This window comes from Sinomicrobium halophytocola (genome assembly GCF_052983395.1).
In genome coordinates, this window is sequence record NZ_JBRKIT010000027.1 from 96,688 (window position 1) to 119,441 (window position 22,754).

18 protein-coding genes are annotated in these 22,754 nt (G+C 43.6%); 10 read left to right on the plus strand and 8 right to left on the minus strand.

The window, feature by feature from the left end; translation table 11 throughout:
* The first annotated feature begins 4 nt into the window (after positions 1-4).
* From ACVBDY_RS10695 to ACVBDY_RS10725, 7 genes are all read left to right on the plus strand, one after another.
* Positions 5-1,006, plus strand: a complete 1,002-nt coding sequence (locus tag ACVBDY_RS10695; RefSeq protein ID WP_447175473.1) for a hypothetical protein — start codon at positions 5-7, stop codon at positions 1,004-1,006.
* Positions 1,003-1,761, plus strand: coding sequence for a hypothetical protein (locus ACVBDY_RS10700; RefSeq protein ID WP_447175474.1), 759 nt, complete (start codon positions 1,003-1,005; stop codon positions 1,759-1,761). The genes ACVBDY_RS10695 and ACVBDY_RS10700 overlap by 4 nt, the downstream gene beginning before the upstream one ends.
* A 446-nt stretch (positions 1,762-2,207) precedes the next feature.
* Positions 2,208-2,477, plus strand: coding sequence for a hypothetical protein (locus ACVBDY_RS10705; RefSeq protein ID WP_447175475.1), 270 nt, complete (start codon positions 2,208-2,210; stop codon positions 2,475-2,477).
* Between the two features lie 364 nt (positions 2,478-2,841).
* Positions 2,842-3,189 carry a hypothetical protein gene (locus ACVBDY_RS10710; protein WP_447175476.1) on the plus strand — a complete coding sequence of 116 codons (348 nt, stop codon included), beginning with the start codon at positions 2,842-2,844 and terminating at the stop codon, positions 3,187-3,189.
* 50 nt (positions 3,190-3,239) lie between these two features.
* Positions 3,240-4,019, plus strand: coding sequence for a tetratricopeptide repeat protein (locus ACVBDY_RS10715; protein ID WP_447175477.1), 780 nt, complete (start codon positions 3,240-3,242; stop codon positions 4,017-4,019).
* A 393-nt stretch (positions 4,020-4,412) separates the two neighbouring features.
* On the plus strand, positions 4,413-5,147 hold the full coding sequence (locus tag ACVBDY_RS10720; RefSeq protein WP_447175478.1) for a hypothetical protein: 735 nt from the start codon (positions 4,413-4,415) through the stop codon (positions 5,145-5,147).
* Between the two features lie 229 nt (positions 5,148-5,376).
* Positions 5,377-5,655: a hypothetical protein gene (locus ACVBDY_RS10725; protein WP_447175479.1), complete on the plus strand. Its 279-nt coding sequence runs from the start codon at positions 5,377-5,379 to the stop codon at positions 5,653-5,655.
* On the opposite strand, the gene ACVBDY_RS10730 is transcribed toward ACVBDY_RS10725, so the two are convergent.
* The 3 genes from ACVBDY_RS10730 to ACVBDY_RS10740 form a co-directional block, all read right to left on the minus strand.
* Complete coding sequence (locus ACVBDY_RS10730) at positions 5,607-6,032, minus strand: GNAT family N-acetyltransferase (protein ID WP_447175480.1); 426 nt, start codon at positions 6,030-6,032, stop codon at positions 5,607-5,609. The two genes, ACVBDY_RS10725 and ACVBDY_RS10730, sit on opposite strands and share 49 nt — an antisense overlap.
* 164 nt (positions 6,033-6,196) lie before the next feature.
* Positions 6,197-7,243 (minus strand): DUF3078 domain-containing protein, encoded by a 1,047-nt coding sequence (locus ACVBDY_RS10735; RefSeq protein ID WP_447175481.1) that lies wholly within the window; start codon positions 7,241-7,243, stop codon positions 6,197-6,199.
* A gap of 274 nt (positions 7,244-7,517) precedes the next feature.
* On the minus strand, positions 7,518-9,299 hold the full coding sequence (locus ACVBDY_RS10740; RefSeq protein WP_447175482.1) for a 1-deoxy-D-xylulose-5-phosphate synthase: 1,782 nt from the start codon (positions 9,297-9,299) through the stop codon (positions 7,518-7,520).
* A gap of 41 nt (positions 9,300-9,340) precedes the next feature.
* On the opposite strand from ACVBDY_RS10740, the gene ACVBDY_RS10745 reads away from it, so the two are divergent.
* Positions 9,341-9,784 (plus strand): nucleoside deaminase, encoded by a 444-nt coding sequence (locus ACVBDY_RS10745; protein WP_447175483.1) that lies wholly within the window; start codon positions 9,341-9,343, stop codon positions 9,782-9,784.
* A gap of 70 nt (positions 9,785-9,854) precedes the next feature.
* On the opposite strand, the gene ACVBDY_RS10750 is transcribed toward ACVBDY_RS10745, so the two are convergent.
* From ACVBDY_RS10750 to aspS, 5 genes are all read right to left on the minus strand, one after another.
* Positions 9,855-12,773: an ATP-binding protein gene (locus ACVBDY_RS10750; protein WP_447175484.1), complete on the minus strand. Its 2,919-nt coding sequence runs from the start codon at positions 12,771-12,773 to the stop codon at positions 9,855-9,857.
* Positions 12,774-13,394: 621 nt separating this feature from the next.
* Positions 13,395-13,589 carry a cold-shock protein gene (locus ACVBDY_RS10755; RefSeq protein ID WP_447175485.1) on the minus strand — a complete coding sequence of 65 codons (195 nt, stop codon included), beginning with the start codon at positions 13,587-13,589 and terminating at the stop codon, positions 13,395-13,397.
* A gap of 86 nt (positions 13,590-13,675) precedes the next feature.
* Complete coding sequence (locus ACVBDY_RS10760; RefSeq protein WP_447175486.1) at positions 13,676-13,912, minus strand: cytochrome b family protein; 237 nt, start codon at positions 13,910-13,912, stop codon at positions 13,676-13,678.
* A 138-nt stretch (positions 13,913-14,050) separates the two neighbouring features.
* Positions 14,051-15,847 (minus strand): chloride channel protein, encoded by a 1,797-nt coding sequence (locus ACVBDY_RS10765; protein ID WP_447175487.1) that lies wholly within the window; start codon positions 15,845-15,847, stop codon positions 14,051-14,053.
* 583 nt (positions 15,848-16,430) lie between these two features.
* A complete protein-coding gene (gene aspS / locus ACVBDY_RS10770) occupies positions 16,431-18,185 on the minus strand; it encodes an aspartate--tRNA ligase (protein WP_447175488.1) in 1,755 nt (584 codons plus the stop codon).
* A 282-nt stretch (positions 18,186-18,467) separates the two neighbouring features.
* On the opposite strand from aspS, the gene ACVBDY_RS10775 reads away from it, so the two are divergent.
* Together ACVBDY_RS10775 and ACVBDY_RS10780 are read left to right on the plus strand one after the other, a co-directional pair.
* Positions 18,468-21,389, plus strand: a complete 2,922-nt coding sequence (locus tag ACVBDY_RS10775; protein WP_447175489.1) for a SusC/RagA family TonB-linked outer membrane protein — start codon at positions 18,468-18,470, stop codon at positions 21,387-21,389.
* Positions 21,390-21,400: 11 nt separating this feature from the next.
* Positions 21,401-22,723, plus strand: coding sequence for a RagB/SusD family nutrient uptake outer membrane protein (locus tag ACVBDY_RS10780; protein ID WP_447175490.1), 1,323 nt, complete (start codon positions 21,401-21,403; stop codon positions 22,721-22,723).
* Positions 22,724-22,754 lie beyond the last annotated feature (31 nt).

Below are 22,754 nucleotides of genomic sequence, written 5' to 3' on the forward strand. Positions count from 1 at the left end.
TATTATGAACAGGATTGTACATAAACTAAAATGCCGGCAGTTAGAAAGGTACGTAAAGCAAAAGCTCAAAGACGTTATCAAGCAAACCGTCGACCATGCCGTTAGGAACGAGACCGTTTTTGATATAGAACGAAAGCTCAAAGGCAATATGATCATGGCCAAAAAACATATTGTATTTAATGCTTCCACACATTTCAAAAGTTTAGGTTTACATAAAAAAGAGATCGCTGCTTTTGTAGACTATTATTTTGCCAAAAACTGGGAAAACGAGTTGTGGCTATACATAAACAAGTTAGAGGACGAAGCGCTGTTATGTTTAATAAATGTTATAGAGTTAGATGAAGTAGTCGTTTATGGTAAAAGGAAAGCAAAACCTGTAAAAGCCGAAATTACCATATCGCCCAAAACACATAACGGCAAATTCGAACTTACCGCAGTTACCTACATCGGAGTTAACGGATATTCCCTCGGAAAAATGGAAATAGCGGCACCTATAGATGCCGTAACCGGGTTTTGGCATTATAAGTTGGAAAGTCGGACGTCTATATCCGGGGGAGTTTCTGCCAATAACCCTTTGAAAAAAGCAAAACCGGATATAGAACTAATGGCTGCTACTGTTGGGAAGATAAATTTTCACATCGACAGAAAAGTTACCACTTTACAAGAATTGTTCAACGGGGCCATAGAATCCACAGGAGCCGCTGCACTGTTGAAGTTTACCCGCTTTACTACTAAAGACTTGGAAACAGAACAATTGTTATGGAGTTCCAATACTTTGGGCGGAGGGGTGGCAACCGCAGGATTATCTCATTCAATTTCTACCATTAATTTTACAATGGTGCCCTTAACTCCCTTAGACTCTCTGCGAAGGGTAATAAATGATACATTAATAAATGGTAGATTAGAGTTTTTAAATAAAAGAGGAATAGGTGAAGATTCATTAAAAGTTTTGGAAGGGAAAGGGAAATTATATTTGGATATGTTAGATATAGAAAATAAAAAATGAACAAAACAATTTTAATCTTAATCCTTCCCTTACTTTTTTTATCTTGTCAGAATACTGCTAAAACCGACACAGATATTTTAGCTAATGAGATGGAAAAAAAATTACATAGCTGGAAACTCATAAACCATATATCCATACAAGAGAAAGAGAAAGAATTAAGGATTAATATTGACTTCAAAAAAGATGAAGAGAAATCTTTAGAGTCCTATTTTATAGATCAAATATCCAATGAAACAGTGATAGCAATGCTTGGCTATACCTTTTTTAATACATTAAAATCGTATGATTCTGTAAGCTATACATTAAGCTTTGAAGGAGGAGATATGAATGATCTTAAAATAACAGGAAATAAAGAAATCCTGAAGAAGAATTTTGACAGGATAAATTCTTCCCCGAAACTTTATGGATTTATTGAATACGCGTTTAAAAATATCCGCAGTGTAGATGTTGCTCGTGCCAATGTGTGGTTAGAATTGTTAAATAACAAATCGGAGATTTTTAATTTTAAAGGGAATTTTTGGAGTCTATTAGAAGACTACGCTTTAGCTTGTGAAAACCCGAAAGAAAATATCCGGACTATATATCTTTTTATTGGCTTTACCGGATTAATACGAGACCCCGACAATCCTAAACGCGATGACATTAACCAGGAGAATTTATTGTATTACCTGGAGTCTTGTGGGTATAGTTCCGGATTAACTAAACTGCCCCTCCCGGACTTAATGGATGCCTTAGCTAAAATGTATGAAAATTAACCCCCCGGTGCTCGTTTGCAATGAGTGTCCATTGTCCCTCGCATTTGCAACGCTCCTGGTTGTTTGCAGCAAAGTACCCCACTGGTCATTTTTATGAAAAAGGGAAAGGGACATTATAAAAACCAAACCAAGTTGGCTGAGTGTCCCGAGCTACGCTCGGGATGTACCGAAGCCCCCCCACTGTCCCCCGCATTTGCAATGCCCATAAAAAACACCAGTTATTTCTTGTAAATATCCACGCCCAAAAACCTTCCAAACTCCCTATTATACTTGCCGTTACCACTAAAAATGCGTATATTTACTATTCCTTAAACTATAACACATATTACTATGAAAACGACTTTGCCCGTATGGTATGGTGACGGTATTCGAAAGAACTGTAACGCTGTTATAGGCGTAGGACACCTAACCTCTACGGGCTTTAATATTCCTAAACTATAACATATATGAAAACCCTAGATTTCGAAGCGTACAAAGACACGCTCAAAACCAATCCCAGTGGCGAAAAGTATGTAGAACTCATGGTAGACAGCTACGAAACCCTCGCACTCCTGCGTTACTATGTAACCCATGCCATCCAGCTTATCGCCGAAGTCCACGAACATCACAAACAAGACGATGAAATGGCCTTTTCCCTTTACTATTTAACCCATATCCTTAAAAGTACCACGCCCTTGGGAGAGTGTTTCGGTATGGATAGAATGTTAGACACATAATCATAAAAGAACAAAAGCAGACAAAGCCCCACGTCGGGGCTTTTGGTGTTTTTTAAAAGTACATTCACTTAAAAAGGCAAAACAAAAAAGGCTCCTCCCTTCAGACGAATCTTGTCCGCCGAAGGAGGAGGAAGGTACCCGAGCGAAGCAACGGGGGGAGGGTTTGAAAGCCCAAGCCATAGGAAAACATTAAAGTTTAGGGATAAACCTAAGACCTGGGCCTGGTCAAAACTCCCTTCTTCATCCCGATGATTACCGGGAGAAGAGGGGAGTTTTTTAAAGCTTTTCTTTTGATAAGGCCCAAAACCATTTATTTGAAAATAAATAAAATGATAGTACCTTGTTGGGCAATAAGACCTTAACCGTGAAAAGACTTGCCACCATATTCCTGATATTCCTGTTATTCTCTTTCTCAAAAGATCAACCCGACTGTCATGAACGCTCCATGCCATACTGGGCCAATAGTATAAACAGTAGGATAGTAGGAGAAAATATAACGCTGAGAAAAGCCTTTAAAGAAATTCAATATACAAAAAGTAATATCCAACCCGCTAACGGATTTATAACCCTGAGACTTCATATCTCAAAGACCGGAAACCTATGTAACATAGAGACCTTTCAAATTGATGAAGATTATAAGGACACAAAATTCAATGATGGAAAATTGGCGGAGGAACTAAAAAAAATAACTAAAGGACTAGAAAAGAGATAAAGACTTTAAGACTTATAATCTTATCCGGTTAAAGATAAAAGAAGGAAAAATTGAAGAGATTTTTTAAATACGGACGTATTACTATAAGCATACTTATACTATGCATTAGTATAGGAATAACCATGTGGCGGAATATCAAGAACAACAGAGAAAAGTCTGACTTTTTAACGGAGATAAACGATTTTGAGACGGCCTTGCAATACAACCAGGACAATAGCCAGACATGGATGGAGCGTTCCATTCCCTATAATAAGGCTGGAGATTTCCAAAAAGGATTTGAATACCTTGATAAAGCCGTAGCCTTAGACCCCGTTGCCCATTTAGGCTATCGAGGCTGGATACGGCTCCGTAAAATGCGGGACTATGACAAAGCATTAATAGATTTTGAGAAACTTGATAGTTTAACACCAAACTTTGTAGATGCCCCGTGGGGCGAAGACATCGATTTTTTGCGGGGAGAATGTTATTTCGGAAAGAAAGACTATACCAAAGCCATTAAAATGTTTAACAGGAGCATAAAAAACCAGGGAGAAGACTGGGCAGATATTCAAACCTTTGTGTATTTAGGACTTTGTCAATACGAACTAGGTAATTATGAAGAATCAATATCCGGATTCCATAGCGCATTAAAACAATCCGATAAAGTTTGCGAAGCCTATTTCGGATTAGCTAAAGCCAACCTGAAAATCGGAAAAACAGAAAAAGCCAAAGAGTATATACAGAAAGCAGAAAACAATATCGCATATAAACGAGATGATGTATATAACGAATTCCTCAATGAAATCTATCCTTCGGAAATTTTGGAATTTAAAAAACAACTAAACAATTAACCCCTGCCACTCATTTGCAACACTCCTGGTTTGTTTACAACAAAGTACCCCCTGGTCATTTTTATAAAAAGGGAGAAGGACATTATAAAAGCCTAAACCAAGGCGGCTGAGTGCTTCTGCCTAAAGGCAGAAGTGTACCGAAGCCCCGATTTCCTCAAAAAACAATTTTAAGAAAATTTTAATATCGCACTACGCGACTTTTTTATATATTGTAATCAGTTTTAATTATTTGCATGCAATAATTAAATTAAAACCATCTGATCTCTACATGAAAGTTTTAATCTGAAAGCGAAAAAGAAGCAGCCGGATTAAAAACACATTCATGCGTATAACACCAGGTACCGTCCCAACAACTTCCGGACGTACACACATTTAATCTTAAACTTTTCAAAAATGAAATCCACTTATGAAACCGGCCACGCCAAAAACGTAACCAATCTAAGCAAGCTCATCGCACAGATCTCGCTCTACGAGAAATACAACCCTCCCGTAGAAGCACTTACCGTAGCAAACCTCACCAAACTCCGTGACGAGGCCCGGCAAAGTATAGAAGAAGCTGAGACCAGGCGGGTAGAAAACAGGAATGCCATTCACCGGCGGCAGGATATTTACCAGCAACTCAATCCCCTTTGCACCAGGATCGTCAACCATTTGGATATCCTGGGCCTTAATAGCGGGGCTATGGACCAGGCCCGTTCCCTGAACAAGCGCATACAAGGCGTGGGCACCTCCAGGAAAGTAACTACCGGGCCCGGTGAAGACGGTACAGAAGAAACCATCACCGGGATATCCACCTCCCGGCAGTCTTTCACCCAGCGGGCAGAACATTTCTCGCAGTTGCTTACCTTAATACAGACCATAGATAACTATGGACCCAATGAAGAAGAACTGCAAAAAGAGAACCTGGACAAACTGCTCACAGACATGCAAAGCGCCACCACCGGAGTAGAACAAAGTGAAGCGGCATTTACTAAAGCCCTTCGTCATCGTAACCAGTTGCTCTATGGCAAGGATACCGGGTTATACGACCTGGCACAGAACGTCAAAAAGTATGTCAGGTCCGTCTATGGCAGCAGTTCCGATCAGCATGCCAGGGTATCCGGCATTACGTTCACTATGGTGGGCTGAAAAGTTCGTGCCTTAAAAACGGTTCGGCAAGTATTGTAGTCCCGTTTTTCTCCCCCTATATAACCCCCAACCAGAATATTGTTTTGCACTCCCGGCCTTAAGTAAGGAACAGGGTATAAGAATTATTGTCCCCTTTAGGACAAATAAATAACTTATCCTTGTAAACCATATACCTATAGCCGGGAGTTTTGTTTGAATACCTGCGGATAATATTTTTGCGGCTGCGGACATGGTTTTAGTACCTACGGATAATATTCTTGCGGCTACGAATATGGTTTTAGTGCCTACGGATAATATTCTTGCGGCTACGGATATGGTTTTAGTGCCTGCGGATAATATTCTTGTGGCTGCGGATATGGTTTTAGTACCTGTGAATAATATTTTTGTGGCTATGGACATGGTTTTAGTACCTGCGGGTAATATTCTTATACCTGCGAATATGGTTTTACGGGCTGTAGATTACAATTCCCGTTCCATAACTACAAAATCATGGCCGTCTTTAAAGTAGGTCGTATCCGTTTCCCCGAAACCGAAGCGCTTATAGAAAGAAGAAGCGCTCCTGCGCGCATTGCACCGGAGTCCCCGGGCATTTTTCGCCCGACAGAAGTCAATAATATAAGAGAGCAAGGCAGAACCGTAACCCTTTCCCTGTTCAGAAGTATCCGTAGCGAACTTTCGGAACTGGTAATGGTCGTTTTCCCGCTCAAAAAGCGAGATCACCGAAACCAACCGATGGTCCGGAGAAAACAAGCCAAAATGAATACCGTCTGCATCCTCCTCCAGGATAACACTATCCGGGGACATCTCCGGGTACATTACCCGGTGGCGCATAGGCCACGTATGTGCGCCCGGAATCTCTTTAATATAAAAGTCCTTGTCTGCCATATAAATTCCGGCAAAGATAATAAGGATACACCAATAAAATCTTGTTATCGTAAAACACGCGGTAAAAAATACTGCTTAGACAAATACCCTTAGCATAACCATTAATCCTTATCGGTATTCCATAAAAAAAGCTCCCGTTCAGGAGCTTAATACCGTACTATACACTAAAACATATAATTGAGTCCTACACCCAGCAGCTGTTTTAACTGCAACCGCGGACCATAGGCAAAAGTCTCGTTCTCGTTTAATTGCAGTTCACGTGTTTTTATATCGTTGTCATAAATAAGGTGCGCCCCTATGTTGGCCTTTACATATTCATTAACCACCAGGTTGAGGTATAATTCGAAGTTGACATCGACATTACCAAAATCGTTCAGGTAATCCGTATAGAGCGTTACCTTGTTAATAAGAGTCATATTTTTGTAGATCTCCGTTTCGTACTCGTTCGTAACCAGGATACCCAGTTCCGTCCGGGTCTGTTTTCCTTCCCGGATAATATTACCATCACTGTCATACAAGGCCTTCTGTACACCAAAAGCCCCTGAATTTGCCAGGTCCTGGTCCAGCACATACGTAGCTTTTTGTGTCACCGGGGAAAAATAGAACTGGAGTTTCTTATCCGTTGGCGAATATCCCGCCCCGACACCGAAGGTAAGATAACCCGGCGCCATGAATTTAGATATGGGATTGTCCCGGTCCGGGTACTTATAACCATCTGTAAACTGCGTTTTAAAAGTAAGTTTGGCAGAATAATACCAGTTCGATTTCGGACTCGTACGATAACCGTACGTACTGTTCAGTTCTATCACATCATCCGATTTTCTCAGTTTCTGGTCTTCCTGGGAGTTAAGCCCGTATCGCATGATAAGCTCATTGTTCCAGCTTACATTGCCCCTTTTGTACCATCGGACAAAGTTTGCTGACGAGATTCCCGTAACCGAGTTGTTACCCCCGGCGTTCCAGTTAGAAAAAGCCACCTGGCTGAGCACAACGCCCATTTCGTTTTTCTTGGCCCAGTACGAAACTGGAGGTGGCGGTGGCGGTATAATTCCCAGCAAGCGCTTGACCCTGGCATCCGACGTATCTTTCGGAATATGTACCGGAAGCGATTGTACACCATAAGACGATGAGTTAATGGGCGTGAGGATTTCCTGGGCCCCCAGAGAATACATACAAAAAACGGCTGCGATTAAAGAAACGATCTTTCTCATTGTAAAAAACAAGGTTTAATATTTAGATTAGTGTTACCCATATAACACCAGGACTAAAAAAAACAGGTGAATACACATGTACAGGTCTTGACGGCTCTCGACCCCGTGGTATTTTCCGCGCCGTTGCGAACAGGTTCGGGACGGCTTTTTATTTCTGGCACCATACCGGGCTGGTTAGGTTTACGTATTCACATATTTTGCAGGTTGCGTTCCCCGGGTTCAGGACATTGATTTTTACCCGGTTACAAACAGCTAATATATAAAAATGTATCTTCTATAATAACTTAATCACCATTTCCCTGATATGTCCCGGACTTACGTGAGCCAGCTCCTGGAGTTCATCAACCTTTCCCTGCTCCACAAAATGATCCGGTATCCCCAGACAATGTACTGGTTTTGTATATCCGTTAACGGCAGCAAATTCCAGGATCGCACTTCCGAAGCCTCCGGCAACACACCCGTCTTCCAGGGTAATTAACGCCCTAAACCGCATGAATATTTTATGCAGCAAAGATTCATCCAGGGGTTTTACAAACTGCATATCATAATGAGCAACCCTATCTTTCTGATCCTCAGTAAGTCCTTCCAGGGCAGGTAGTATGTTTTTAGCAAGGTTTCCAATAGTTAAAATAGCAACATCCGTCCCCTTTTTTATCATTTTTCCCCTGCCGATCTCAATTTCAGCGAAAGGTTTTCGCCATTCCGGGGTTATTCCACGTCCCCTTGGGTAACGGATGGCAATAGGGTGGGGAAGGCCCAGTTGGGCCGTGTACATTATATTTCTCAGGTCCGCTTCGTTGGCCGGGGCATAAATAATAAGATTAGGAATGCACCGCAGGTAAGCCATATCAAAGACCCCGTGGTGTGTAGCCCCGTCTTCGCCCACCATGCCCGCACGGTCCAGGCAAAAGATTACCGGGAGGTCCTGCAAAGCAACATCGTGGATCACCTGATCGTAAGCCCGTTGCAGGAAGGTGGAATATATATTGCAAAAGGGAATAAGTCCCTGGGTAGCCATTCCCGCCGCCAGCGTCACCGCATGCTGCTCCGCAATACCCACATCAAAAGCCCTTTCCGGAATCACCTCCATCATAAATTTTAAAGAACTTCCCGTGGGCATGGCCGGGGTAATACCTACTATTTTTGCGTTCTTTTCCGCAAGTTCCACAAGAGTATGCCCAAAGACATCCTGGTACTTCGGCGGGTCTTTTTCCGAAACAGGCTTCACAATGATCTCCCCCGTAGTTTTATCGAATTTTCCCGGGGCATGATAGCGGACCTGGTCTTCCTCCGCCTTCCGGAGTCCCTTGCCTTTAGTAGTAATAACATGAAGGAATTTAGGTCCCTGTATATCCTTTAACCGGGAAAGTTCTCCGAGTAAAGCAGGCAGGTCATGCCCGTCCACAGGTCCCGTATAATCAAAGTTCAGCGCTTTGATAATGTTGTTACGTGCCAGTTTCCGGTTTTTCTTCACCTGCGTCAGGTATTCCTTTACCGCTCCCACGCTGGGATCTATACCAATAGCATTATCGTTGAGTATAATAAGAAGGTTCGCATCCGTAACCCCCGCATGGTTAAGCCCTTCAAAAGCCATTCCGCTCGCTATAGAAGCATCCCCTATAACCGCCACATGCTGTTTCTCCGTTTCCCCCTTTAGTTTAGAAGCAATGGCCATACCCAGCGCTGCCGATATGGAAGTAGAAGAATGCCCCGTGCCAAAAGTGTCGTAAACACTTTCCCCGCGTTTCGGAAAACCGCTGATGCCGCCCAGTTGGCGATTGGTATGAAAAATATCCTTTCTGCCCGTTAGTATTTTATGTCCATACGCTTGGTGTCCCACATCCCATACCAGTTGATCGTCGGGCGTGTTGAACACATAGTGTAGGGCAATGGTGAGCTCCACCACGCCCAGGCTTGCCCCCAGGTGCCCTTCCTTTACCGAAACAATATCAATGATAAAATCGCGCAGTTCCGCTGCCAGTTGAGGCAGTTGTTCCGCAGGCAACCGGCGCAGGTCTTCCGGGATGGAGATATGGTCTAACAGTTTTTTTGACATGACGACACAAAAGTACGAGATGCGTTTGTATTTTTGCAGGTATGACAGATACTTTTGACGATGTTTATTTTATGAAAAAAGCCCTTCAGGAAGCAGAAGCGGCTTACGAAAAAGGGGAGGTCCCCGTAGGAGCGGTTATTGTGGTAGAGCACAGGATCATAGCCAAAGGATATAACCTCACCGAAACCCTTACCGATGTTACCGCCCATGCCGAGATGCAGGCCATTACTTCCGCTTCCAATTTCCTGGGAGGAAAATACCTGAAAGGCTGCACCCTCTACGTTACCCTCGAACCCTGCCAGATGTGTGCCGGGGCCCTGTACTGGAGCCAGATATCCCGCGTCGTCTTCGCCGCTGCCGATCCGCACCGGGGTTACCGTGCTATGAGAACATCCATGCACCCCAAAACACAGGTAAAAGAAGGCATCATGGAAGCAGAAGCATCCGCATTACTGAAAAAGTTCTTTATGGAAAAACGAGATTGATCCTCTTACGTTCCGTGGCCCGGTGCAGGTAAAAGAATAACAGGACCAATAGGATACCGGCCATAACAGTTTAATCCTTGACTTTCTCCCCGTCAGGCAGCAATTTTTTACTATTAGCCACTTTTAACAGTACCGACAACATTTCTGTCGGGACAAAAGGCTTGTTGAGAATATCATAAATACCCATACGGGCCAGGCGTTGCTTTACGTCCGTCATAATATCGGCCGTAAAAATAACAATGTGTATATCCGGATAATCCCGGGTGATGATCTCAGACAACCTGTAGCCGTCCATCTGTGGCATATGGAGGTCTATAAGCGCTACGTGATAATGAGTGTTACAAAGAAATTCCAGCGCCTCGTCCCCGTTCTGGGCATGATCGGGCTTTATGCCAAAATATTCCAGTTGTTTCCGGGCCACCAGGGCATTGACACGGTTGTCCTCCACAAACAGCAATTTTATACCCGAAAGCCCGTTCTCAAACCCGGACAATGTTTTTGGAGCCAGTCTTTTCCTGTTCTTTTCCGAAGGAAGTTCAAGGGTAATATCAAAAGAAAACTCCGTGCCCTTGCCCCGCTTGCTCTTCACCGCTATATGACTGTTGTGCAACTCTATCAGTTTTTTGGTAATGGTCAGTCCCAGCCCCGTACCCGAATGTTTGCGGTAGGCCTCCTGTTGTATTTGCTTAAAACTTTCGAAAATGGTCTCCTGCATTTTTTTCGGGATACCCAGGCCCGTATCTCTGACAGAAAAATGAATAGTAGTATGCGTTGGTGTGGCCGATAGCTGTTGCAACATAATGGAAACTTCTCCCTTTTCCGTAAATTTTACAGCATTGCTCACCAGGTTGTTCAATATCTGGCTTATCCGTACCGCATCACCAATGATCTTGCGGGGAATATTCCTGTCTATACGGGAAAAAAGCTTTATACCTTTAACATCCGCCAACGACTGGAACTGGCTTTTAATATTAAATATAAGTTCCGGCAGGTCTATTTCCGTATATACCAGTTCCAGTTTATCACTTTCTATCTTATTCAGGTCCAGGATGTCGTTGATGAGTTGCAGGAGATGATCGGCAGAGAACATCAGGTTATTGATATACTCCTCCTGTTCCGGCGTATGATTGAGTTTCAGCAGGTTGGTTATACCGATGATGCCATTTAGCGGCGTACGGATCTCATGGCTCATTACCGAAAGGAAATCCGTCTTGGCACGGGCTGCGGCTTCAGCCGCATTTTTTGTCTGCTCCAGTATCAGTTCCGTTTCCTTTTGCCGGGTAACATCAAGAAGAACACCGCGCAATAAAACAACTTTACTGCTTTTAACAATAGGGATGCCTATAGACCGGATCCATTTACGGTCTCCCTGCAAAGTGGTGATCCGGGTAATAACATCATAGGGCTTTTTGTTTTTCAGTGTTTTTAAAGCCTGATCCTTAATAAGTCCCGCTCCCATTTCTTCAAGCAGGTCCCATAATTCCCTGTAAGTCGTATGTTGTATATATTCCGGAGATATACCCAATATAGCATGCGTTTGTTTGGTCCACACCACTTTCCCCGTTTCAAGATTGTTCTCCCATCCGCCTATCTTACTCAGTTCCTGGCTGAAATCAAATAACAGGTTGGTATATTCCAGCTTTTCCTTTTCGGTTTTCAGATCTTCGATATATTTTGTCTTCTCTGTGATGTCCCGGACAAAGATTGCCATTTTATAATGGTCCGGGCGAGGGTCACGGTTAATGGGGGTTACCTTGGCCTTATACCATTTATCAACCGAAGGGTCCAGATGTTTGTATTCAAATTCCCTCGTTTTACCCGTCCGGATGACACGGCGGATATGGTCTGCAAAAAAAGAAGCCCTTTCCCCGAAGACTTCGGTAAGTTTTTTGCCTATAAACCGTTCCTTGGGTACAAACAGGATATCTTCATTACGTGCCCATACATTTCGGAAAACCAGGTTACCATCTATTTCCAGGATAATATCTTCCAGTGAAGAAATTAAGGATTGCAGGTGGTTGTTTAGTTCTTCTTTCCTCGTGTCGGCCGCTTTTTTGGCAATAGTCAACCGGTGGAAAGCCACCAGGCTGGCGAATGTGGATAACAGAGGATCGAGAAACTCCACAAGAGAAAGATCATATCCGTTTTTTCGGTTGGCAACACCTATCATCCCTACGAGCTTATCTTTGGTTTTTGCAGGGAGCCCTAAAAAAGAATCCAATCGGGGGTGGCCTTCGGGAGTTCCGCCCCGTTTTTCATCCGTTTCGGGAGCGTTGGAAATATAAGGTTCGCCGCTGCTTATCACCTGTCCGAAAAGAGAGTCCAGGTTTGTGAATACAACACCCTCCGTCTTGGTGTCCTCATATATTTTACGGCTCGCTTCGTCCCATGTAATATTAGATATGGCTAGGGTTTTCAGGTAAGGCTGTCCGCCGTGTTTGTCCCGGATGATTTCCCCTATAAATCCGAATTTACTCTCGGTGATCTCTAAGATGTTCTCCAGCAGTTTGTTAAATAATGCATACGGACTTTCACCGAGATAAAAGCGGTCCTGGATATCTTTTAATATCCGGAATAATTTGTTCTGTTTGTCAATATATACCGTAGACAGCTTGGTTTCCGTAATATCCTGGATGTATCCCAGAAAGTATTTTTCGTTTTCCTCTTTATTGAGAATAGGACGGGCATCCGTCTTAAAATACCGGAGACCCTTTTCCGGGTGCTGTATGCGGTAAATAAAAGAAACCTCTTTTACTCCCTCGATAGCTTGTTGTATGATATGAGATATAGCAGGAATGTCTTCTTCCGCTATTATTTCCATCCATTTTTTCCCCAGGGATTCTTCGAAGCCCAATCCGGACATATCTTCCCAGGACCTGTTTACGAAAAAACAGTTGCCGTCCATGTCTGTCTGAAAAGCCCCTACGGGCGATGCCTGTAAGACTTGCTGTACCTGTCGGTGGTGGGGTGAGTTGTTTTTGTTCATCATATAGTCCCTCTTCTTCCCGGGCGGTCACATCCGCTTTCTGTCTATGGAAAAGTATGTGGAAAAGGTGTTTGTGTAAAAATTGGAAAAATTAAGTCAATAAACACAAAGCGAAGAAATTATAAGGGGGTAGGATCTATATTCTTGCAAAGTGCGATGTTCGCCCGGGTAATATTAAATAAGCTTTCTCAAGATAAAGATATTTTCTCTGATGGTCAAGTTTTAAATAAGCGAAAATAGTCTTAAATTAAGAGACTGCGGGGAGAGGTTTGAAAGTTGTGAGTTTTGGAGTTACTGGTTATTAAGTTATTTGGTCGGTTACTGATGCGCCCGTAGTAACAGAGAGTAAATCCAAGCCGGGGTTGTCTGTTGGAATCCCGGGGGGAGGAAGGGTTATATATAAGCTGACAGCCCGAAAGAAATATTTACCGAGAGAATTTCAGAAGGTACAGGGACGATAATACGTATAGAAGAGCAAAAGGCGAACTTATCCAGGTACAAAATACGAGAATTGAGAAATAACTAAGAACTCCCGACTAAAAAACTCCCCGACTTTTCCCGCGCATAAAAAAAGGCGTTTACTGTTTCGGTAAACGCCTTGGGTCAATCAAAATAAAATATATATTATCCGATTACCTGCACTTGTGCAGCAACCACGCCTTTTCTTCCTTCTTGTTCAACATATTCTACTTTGTCTCCGTCTTTAAGCTCAACACCTTTTAGTCCTGTTACGTGAACGAAGATGTCTCTGCCTGTTTCGTCGTTGGTAATGAATCCGTAACCCTTAGATTCATTAAAAAATTTAACTGTTCCTGTCATTATGAATTATAAATAAAATTAAAGTGACAAATGTAGGATTTATATGAATGCAAAAGGTTAAATTATCGTTTTTTCTTAAAAAAAAATTATTGATTTTCAGCATTTTTGTGGCTCTCATCGTCCTTGAAGAGCCTGAATTCCTTTAGACTTCTGCCCTTGTAACGATGAAAGAGAAACAGTGGCATAAGCACAAAAGCCATGGCCAACACAGCAAAGCCGATAATGCGATGGCCGGTGTAGGGATCTTCTTTCCAAATAAAGAAATACCCGGTGCTTATGGCAGCCACAATAATAAAAAATAGTATTCTGATGAGGTTTTTCATAAAGGTATAAAAGTTACATTTTTATACGGTTTTATGCAAATATACGTTTTTGAAAAGCAGCAGTAGAACGAACCTATGGATTTCTAATTCCAATGAACCCAAACTCCTAACTCCCCACTCATCCCTCGTAGGTTTTTCCTACCGCGCTGTAAAGGAAATAAGCTTTCTCCGATAGGCTGTGAGCAGTTTGGATTTGGAGATAAAGCCTACATACACGTTGTTCTTTAATACCGGAAGGTTCCATGCGCCGCTGTCCTGGAATTTTTGCATAACCTCCGTCATCTTATCTTTTTCCAGGTGAATGACTGCAGGAGGATCGTGCATGACATCCGAGGCAGAAACTTCGTTATAAAGAGACTGGTCGAACATAATGGGGCGGATATCGTCCAGCAGCAGGACCCCTGCCAGGGAATCATCTTTCTCGTTGATCACCGGGAAAATATTCCGGTTGGATTTCACCACGGCCTTATGTACAATATCCCCCAGTTTCATATCCGGGTAAACAGGAACAAAGTTCCTTTCGATAACCTTGTCTATATCCATAAGCGTGAGAATAGCTTGGTCTTTATTATGAGTTATAAGCTCCCCTTTTCGGGCCAGTTCCATAGTATACACAGAGTGGGAAATAAAATATTTGGTAATGGAAAATGAAATGGCCGAAGTGATCATCAGCGGGATAAAAAGTTCATAACCTCCCGTGAGCTCCGCAATAAGGAAGATTGCTGTCAGCGGGGCGTGGAGTACCCCTGCCATGAGGCCCGCCATACCAACCAGGGTAAAATTGCTTTCGGAAACCGCCGGATTACCCAGTCCCAGGACATTAATTATTTTAGCCACACAATGTCCCATAATACTCCCCATAAACAAAGTAGGAGCGAAAATACCCCCTACGCCCCCGGCTCCGAAAGTGAGGCAACTGGCAATGACCTTGAAAAACACCAGTCCGACAAGAAGGGCAATAACAATCCATACATTATCCAGGCTCAGGTTAAAGACATTGTTTACCAGGGCTTTTTCCGGATTCCCTTTGATCAGGTTATTTATAACATCAAAGCCCTCACCATAGAGTGGGGGGATAAAAAATACTAAAATACCTATGCCCAATCCGCCGATCAACAGCTTGCGTATCGGCGATTTGATACTATCAAAGTAACTGTGTGTCCTGTGATAGACTTTTGCAAAATATATGGAAACCAGCCCGGAGACCGCACCGAGAATGATGAAAAAAGGAACGTCTTTAATAGCAAACCCCTCCACGATCTGAAACGGCAGCAAACTGTCCGACCCGAAAAAGAAATACGAGGTGATTATAGCAGATATGGATGCCAGTAACAACGGAAGGAGGGAAGCCAGGGTAAGGTCCAGGCTAAACACCTCGATAGCAAAAATAATTGCCGCAATCGGCGCTTTGAAAATAGAGGACAAGGCACCTGCGGCCGCGCATCCTATAAGCAGCGTACGGTTTGCCTGGTTCATATGGAACAGGCGGGCTATGTTGGAACTTATGGCGGCCCCCGTAGCTACCGTAGGGCCCTCCAGCCCGACAGAACCCCCAAAACCAACAGTGATCGGAGCCGTAAGTATAGAACCGACCATCTGGAACTGCCGTATAATCCCCTTTCTTTTGGATATGGCATATAAGGTAGATGGGATACCGTGGCTCACCGGGTGCCGTATAACGTATTTCATAATAAGGTACGTGATACTAAGACCTATGATGGGGAAAATAAAATAAAACGCCTGATGGTAGTACTGTACCAGGTTACCCTCCAGTATATGCTGGATAAAGTGGGTGAAGTTTTTGAGGATTACAGCGCCCATGCCCGATGTAAAACCTACAAGGACACTTAATATAAAGATAAACTGACGTTGGGAGATATGTTTGGCACGCCATATCAAGAACCTGGTGAGCAATGATCTTTCCTGCTTTGGCATTTTACCTTGTTCCACCAAAAGAAAAACTTAAGACATTAATATTCCGTTACTGTGCCAGAGACACAAAAGAAAGTGCAAAATTAAGTACATTAGTACGGTTATTCCAAGTTTTTTACGAATCAAGTGCAAAAGTTATGGAGTTTATGAGTTAGTAGTTCTGAGTTATTTCCGCATAATCATCTCATTGTGTACCCGGAAAAGCCCGTTTTCCCGTATTGCTGCGAAATAACCCACGAACCAACTCCGAGCTCATCAACTCCCAAACTAATGCACTCCCAAACTAACAAAAAAATCCCGTTCGGTCTGTACCTGAACGGGATTCGTTTCTTTAAACTATAATTTCGGACAATTTTTGCAATGTATTTTGCCCTTCTTCTTATACTTCTTGCAGCACTTCTTTTTCTTTTTGCCACATTCCATATGGCAAAGTAGGGCAAGTTCCGTATTGCTAAAGTGCGTTCCTGCGGCATCTTCTCTGTAACTCTGCATCTGCTACTTTAAATTAATTCTAAATAAGTGCAAATATAGAATAAAATCCTGAATATCATATCCGGAATTTCGTGACTTCCTGTTTTCCGGGGGTTTAAGATCCGGATTTGATCACCAGGTTCAGTTCGTCCAGTTGTTCCTGGTCTATCGGTGCGGGCGCATTGATCATCACGTCCCTTCCCGCGTTGTTTTTCGGGAATGCTATAAAATCGCGTATGATCTCCTGTCCGCCCAGTATGGCCACCAATCGGTCAAATCCGAAAGCAATCCCGGCATGCGGAGGTGCCCCGTACTGGAAAGCATTCATCAGGAACCCGAATTGTGCTTCTGCCTGTTCTTTGGTAAAGCCAAGCAACTCGAACATCCTGCTTTGTAATGCCGCATCGTGGATACGTACCGAACCACCTCCAATTTCATTTCCGTTGAGAACAAGGTCATAAGCATTGGCCCTTGCCTTTCCCGGATCTGTGTCGAGCAGTGTTATATCTTCCGGTTTCGGAGAAGTGAACGGGTGGTGCATGGCATGGTAACGCCCGGTTTCCTCATCCCATTCCAATAACGGGAAATCCACAACCCACAGCGGTGCGAACTCATCCGGTTTACGAAGGCCGAGACGCTCGGCCATTTCCATACGAAGCGCACTTAACTGTGTCCTTGTCTTGTCCGTTTGTCCAGCCATAACCAGGATAAGGTCTCCCGGTTTCGCCCCCGTAGCCTCTGCCCATTGCAACAGGTCCGCTTCACTATAGAACTTATCTACCGAAGATTTAAAAGAACCATCGGCATTATATTTAACCCAAACCAGGCCGTTAGCCCCGATCTGCGGACGTTTTACCCAGTCTATCAGGGCATCGATCTGCTTTCGTGTATATTCCGCAGCATCCGGAACGGCAATCCCCGCTACCAGTTCCTGGGCGTCAAAAACATTGAAGCCTTTTCCCTTGGCAAGCTCGTTGAGTTCCCCGAACTCCATCCCGAAACGGATATCCGGTTTGTCATTACCGTACTTTCGCATGGCTTCGGTATAAGACATTCGCGGGAAGGTATCTACATCCACACCTTTTATTTCCTTTAAAAGGTACCTCGTCAGGTTTTCAAAGACCTGGAGGATGTCTTCCTGCTCCACAAAGGTCATTTCACAGTCTATCTGCGTAAATTCAGGCTGCCGGTCTGCCCGTAAATCTTCATCCCGGAAACACTTTACAATTTGGAAATACCTATCCATACCGCCAACCATAAGCAATTGCTTGAAAGTCTGCGGTGATTGCGGGAGTGCATAGAATTGTCCCTCGTTCATGCGGGATGGCACTACAAAGTCACGCGCCCCTTCGGGAGTGGACTTAATGAGGTATGGGGTTTCCACCTCAATAAAACCCTGCCCGGAAAGGTAATTCCGTACCTGCATGGCCACCTTATGGCGGAAAATAAGTTTATCCTTTACCGGGTTTCTCCGGATATCCAGGTAACGGTACTTCATGCGGATATCCTCGCCCCCGTCCGTGTTATCCTCAATAGTAAAAGGCGGCAGGGTAGCTGTGTTCAGAATGTTCAGGTCGCTTACCAGGATTTCAATATCTCCCGTAGGGATGTTCTTGTTTATAGATTCTCTTTCGATCACCGTACCCGTAACCTGTATAACGAATTCCCTGCCCAGGGTCTTTGCTTTGTCAAAAACATCTTTCGGGGTTCGCTCTTCATCAAAGATAAGCTGGGTTATGCCGTAACGATCGCGGATATCTATCCATATCATAAATCCCTTATCGCGTGTTTTCTGGACCCATCCGGCAAGGGTAACTTCATGGTTTACATGAGAATTCCGCAGTTCTCCGCAAGTATGACTTCTGTACATTGTCTATGAGTTAATTAGTGTCTCTTCATCCCGTTCCGGAGGAGGTAGCTGACATGCATGGAATAATCAACTTTCCCGTCTTTTTTCTCTTATCCGGAAACCGGATTGCAAATGTAAGAAGATATCTGCTTACGGAAAGGCCGGATGCATTGATTTTTATACGTAATACAAATGTGTCTTGAATACGTTTATTTAATATTGTTAACTATAATATTTAATAGTTGTTATATTTAATGTTAATTTTTTATTAATTTGTTGTTGTGTAATTTAAAAAACAACATTATGAAACCAACATTATGGAAACTATTTTTCTTGTGGACCATGGTTCTTACCCCAATAGGAGTCATGGCACAGGGCGAAATAAGCGGAACGGTCAGGGAGACCGGTTCGGGACTACCACTGCCCGGGGTAAATGTCGTTGTTAAAGGAACAACTACCGGAACGGTGACCGATTTTGACGGGAATTTTCAAATAAGTGTTAATGCCTTTCCGGCCACACTTGTTTTTTCCAGTTTGGGGTATAAGGCCAGGGAACAGGAAGTTACCGGATCTACCGAGATACATGTGGAGATGGAAGAAGATGTTATGGGACTGGAAGAAGTAGTGGTTACAGGACTCGGAACTTCCATAAAGCGAAGTAACCTTGCCAATGCCGTCTCTACCGTGTCTTCCGAAGAACTTGTCGGGACTACGGCGCAGACCACTCTCGATGGTGCTTTATACGGAAAACTTACCGGGGTTAACATAACCTCTTCTTCCGGTGCCCCCGGGGGAGGAATTGCACTCAGGTTACGGGGTATTTCATCCATTATCGGGAATAACCAGCCTCTTTATATCGTAGATGGAGTTTATATCAACAATGCCGAAATACCTTCCGGTTTGCGTTTCGCCTCAGGGGCTAACCAGGGTAACGAAGAGAACTCATCAAACAGAATAGCCGATCTCGACCCTAACGATATAGAAAATATAGAAGTGTTAAAAGGAGCTTCCGCCGCGGCGATTTACGGAACCCGTGCCAATGCCGGGGTGGTTATTATAACAACCAAGAGAGGAAAATCCGGTAAAACAAAGATCCAGCTCAGCCAGGATACGGGTTTCAATACTATCATCAAAAAACTTGGCATGCGCAACTGGACAGCACAGAAGGTAGAAGAAGTTTTCGGAGCATCGGAAAGGTCATTATATGAAAATGCAATAGCTACAACAGGCCTTTTTGATTATGAAGATGTAATTTACGGAGAACAGGGATTGATCAGTGATACCAGGCTTAGCGCCAGCGGAGGAAATGAAAAAACAAATTTCTACATAGGAACATCATACAGGGATGAAGACGGGATTATTAAACGAACCGGGTTCGAAAGATTTTCCCTGAGAACGAATATCGATCACCAGATTTCAAAAATATTCAGTATTTCATCCTCCTCCAACTATATAAGGAGTAGTTCCAGCCGTAGTTTTACCGGGAACGAGAATGACGGCGGATTGAGCTACGGCTATAATATGTCTTTTACCCGCCCCTGGATAAATCTTTTTCCGGACGAAGAAGGGAACTATCCCGATAACCCTAATGCTGCCGGAAACCCGGTATTTGTCAGAGACAAAGCGTCCAATGAAGATAAAAACAACAGGTTTATTCAGGCTTTGAAGGTTACGACAAATCTGTATAATGGAAATGCGGATAGAGTACGGATGATTTTGAATGGTGGAGTTGATTTTCTGGCTAATGAAACTAACGTATATGTTCCGGAAACACACCAGGCACAACGAGGTGGCCAAAACGGATTTATAGGAGTGGGGAAAAATAATTTTACCAATTACAATTTTCAGGGAGTAGCTGTCTGGAATCACGATGCCATGAACGGAGACCTGGGGATCACCACCCAGGCAGGGATCACCTACCTGGAACAGCAAGCAGATATAGTATATAACCAGGCAACGCAGTTGACACCCGGCCAAACCGTGTTGACACACGGAACAGCCCAGGCCATAACCCAAACCAAATCCACAGTAAAAGAATTCGGTTACTTCTTTCAGACAGAAGGAAATTACAAAGACATGTTTATCGCAACATTCGGATATAGATTGGATAAATCGACACTTAACGGAGATGTCAACAAGTTTTATGGTTTTCCCAAAGCCTCCATGGCGGTCAACCTTCATAATTTTGATTTCTGGAGCTCTTCCGCACTGTTTAGCCAGTTAAAGCTCAGGGCAGCTTACGGAGAAACCGGGTCTTCAGCCGCTTTCGGGTCTACATTTATCAGTCTTAACCCGATATCCATAGGAGGAAACGGGGGGCTTACCATAGCACCCTTAAAAGGAGACCCGAACATTAAGCCTGAAACGTCAGCAGAGTTTGAAGTTGGTTTCGATACCCAAATAGCAAACAAAGTAAATATTGAAGTAACTTACTATAACAGGAAGGTCCGGGATTTGTTGCTGACCAGGGCTTTGCCAACCTCCTCCGGATTCAGTACGGAAACTACCAATTTGGCCGATTTGGTAAACCAGGGAGTAGAAGTGGCTTTGCGGTCGGATATTTTCCGAACTACGGATTTTAGCTGGGACACAGGAGTTCAGTTTTGGTTAAACCGTTCGGAAGTTACCCGGCTGGGAGTTCCCGCATTTCCATTGTCCGGCGCCGGTTTTGGCCTGGGGCTGGGATCCTTTTATATAGAAGAAGGAAAGCCGGTAACCCAGTTGGTAGGTAATGTAGACGGAGCTCCGACACAGGTAGGAAATGTGGAACCGGATTTCCAGATGTCGTTTACCAATCAGTTAGCATATAAACAATGGAATTTTTCCTTTCTCCTGCATTGGAAACAAGGAGGGGAAAACCTAAACCTTTCCAAATATCTTTCGGACCTGGGAAGAGTTACTCCGGATTTGGATTCGCCTTCGGGGCAGGAAAGAATAAGTATGGGGGCCATAGCACCCCGGTTTATAGAACCTGCAGGTTATCTACGTCTGCGCGAAATAGCACTGTATTATACCATTCCCGGAGAAAAATTATCCCTGCTGGATAAAGCGATAAGCAGCATAAAATTAGGGGTTTCCGCCAGGAATTTATTTACCGTTACAGATTACAGTAGCTATGACCCGGAAACCTCTGTGAACGGTGGCGCCGGCCTGTCCAGTGGTTTGGAAGTGGCTCCTTTTCCGAGCTCTAAACAATTTTATTTTCATCTTAATGTGAATTTTTAATATAGAAAGAAATGATACCGATAAAAAACATAACAAATAAAAACCTCCTGGCCGCAATACTGGTCCTGGCGTTATTTACCGGCTCATGTTCTTTTGAAGAACAGACGGACCCGAATAATCCTATAGTGGATGAATTTTTAAGAGATGCTACTATCCGGCAGCTAAATATTTTAGTGGTAGGAGTAGAAGCAGGTTTAAGAAATTCCCTGCCGATTCAGACTACAGGTTCCGGAACCATGGCACGGGAACTGTATTTGTTTAATGCGGATCCCAGGAATACCGGAGACCTCCTAGGGAAGAATGGTGCTAACCTGGATAATAACTCTTTCTATACGACCGCTCCGTGGTCCGCCAGGTACAGGGCAATAAAAAATGCCAATATACTGGTGGAATCTGTAAATAATACGGAAACCGTAACCGAGGCAGAGCGACAGGGCTACATAGGCTTTGCTAAAACAATGATTGCTTATGAGCTCCTGGAAATCTTGAAATCATATGGTGTGGCAAGAATAGATGTAAGCGATCCTGATAATCCGGGACCTGTACTGGATTTTGATAGCGCACTGGCAGAAGTCAGGAATATGCTGGAAGAAGGCCTTGCCGACATCAATAATGCCGGAAGTAGCTTTGCTTTCGGATTAAGTGCAGGTTTTGAAGGATTTGATACCCCGGACACTTTTGCAGAGTTCAATCGTGCAGTAGCGGCGATAGCAGCCCTTTATGCCGGTGATTTTAACGCAGCTATGGTTTCGTTGAATGATTCCTATTTCGATCTTGGCGGAAACCTGGATGTGGGGCCTAAGCATGTATACAGTTTAAGTAGTGGAGACGCTACTAATGACCTGTTTAAAATAACCGATCAGAACGGCGATCAGATTATAGTGCACAATAGCTGGATGGAAGATGCTGAGCCGGGAGATTCCAGGGTAAGTAGTAAAACAAGTGAAAGAGAGAATCCCACTTCACAAGACGGGCTGAACGGAACACACCAGACAGAATTATACGAAACCAATATATCACCCATAGACATTATCCGGAATGAAGAACTTATCCTGGTTTATGCAGAAGTGAACATTGGCCTGGAGAATTACAGTGAGGCCGAAACAGCATTGAATATTATACGCAATTCGGCAAATTTACCCGACTATTCCGGGGCATTAACGGAGGAGGCTTTAACAGAAGAAATGCTAAAGCAAAGAAGGTATTCCCTTTGGTGTGAAAACCACAGAATGTTTGACCTGAAACGATTAGGACTGTCCAATACTTTATCTGTAGATAGAGAAGGCGATAGGATTTTTAATCAATTACCGGTTCCGTTAACGGAGAATGAGTAATTGTAAAATGCTGAAATAAAGCGATTATCTG

Coding starts and splice junctions, on each gene's coding strand:
- ACVBDY_RS10730 (WP_447175480.1), bottom strand. CDS start 6,032: ATGGCAGACAAGGACTTTTATATTAAAGAGATTCCGGGCGCACATACG.
- ACVBDY_RS10765 (WP_447175487.1), bottom strand. CDS start 15,847: ATGCCAAAGCAGGAAAGATCATTGCTCACCAGGTTCTTGATATGGCGT.
- ACVBDY_RS10705 (WP_447175475.1), top strand. CDS start 2,208: ATGAAAACCCTAGATTTCGAAGCGTACAAAGACACGCTCAAAACCAAT.
- ACVBDY_RS10700 (WP_447175474.1), top strand. CDS start 1,003: ATGAACAAAACAATTTTAATCTTAATCCTTCCCTTACTTTTTTTATCT.
- ACVBDY_RS10745 (WP_447175483.1), top strand. CDS start 9,341: ATGACAGATACTTTTGACGATGTTTATTTTATGAAAAAAGCCCTTCAG.
- ACVBDY_RS10760 (WP_447175486.1), bottom strand. CDS start 13,912: ATGAAAAACCTCATCAGAATACTATTTTTTATTATTGTGGCTGCCATA.
- aspS (WP_447175488.1), bottom strand. CDS start 18,185: ATGTACAGAAGTCATACTTGCGGAGAACTGCGGAATTCTCATGTAAAC.
- ACVBDY_RS10735 (WP_447175481.1), bottom strand. CDS start 7,243: ATGAGAAAGATCGTTTCTTTAATCGCAGCCGTTTTTTGTATGTATTCT.
- ACVBDY_RS10695 (WP_447175473.1), top strand. CDS start 5: ATGAACAGGATTGTACATAAACTAAAATGCCGGCAGTTAGAAAGGTAC.
- ACVBDY_RS10720 (WP_447175478.1), top strand. CDS start 4,413: ATGAAATCCACTTATGAAACCGGCCACGCCAAAAACGTAACCAATCTA.
- ACVBDY_RS10780 (WP_447175490.1), top strand. CDS start 21,401: ATGATACCGATAAAAAACATAACAAATAAAAACCTCCTGGCCGCAATA.
- ACVBDY_RS10755 (WP_447175485.1), bottom strand. CDS start 13,589: ATGACAGGAACAGTTAAATTTTTTAATGAATCTAAGGGTTACGGATTC.
- ACVBDY_RS10725 (WP_447175479.1), top strand. CDS start 5,377: ATGGTTTTAGTACCTACGGATAATATTCTTGCGGCTACGAATATGGTT.
- ACVBDY_RS10740 (WP_447175482.1), bottom strand. CDS start 9,299: ATGTCAAAAAAACTGTTAGACCATATCTCCATCCCGGAAGACCTGCGC.
- ACVBDY_RS10775 (WP_447175489.1), top strand. CDS start 18,468: ATGAAACCAACATTATGGAAACTATTTTTCTTGTGGACCATGGTTCTT.
- ACVBDY_RS10750 (WP_447175484.1), bottom strand. CDS start 12,773: ATGATGAACAAAAACAACTCACCCCACCACCGACAGGTACAGCAAGTC.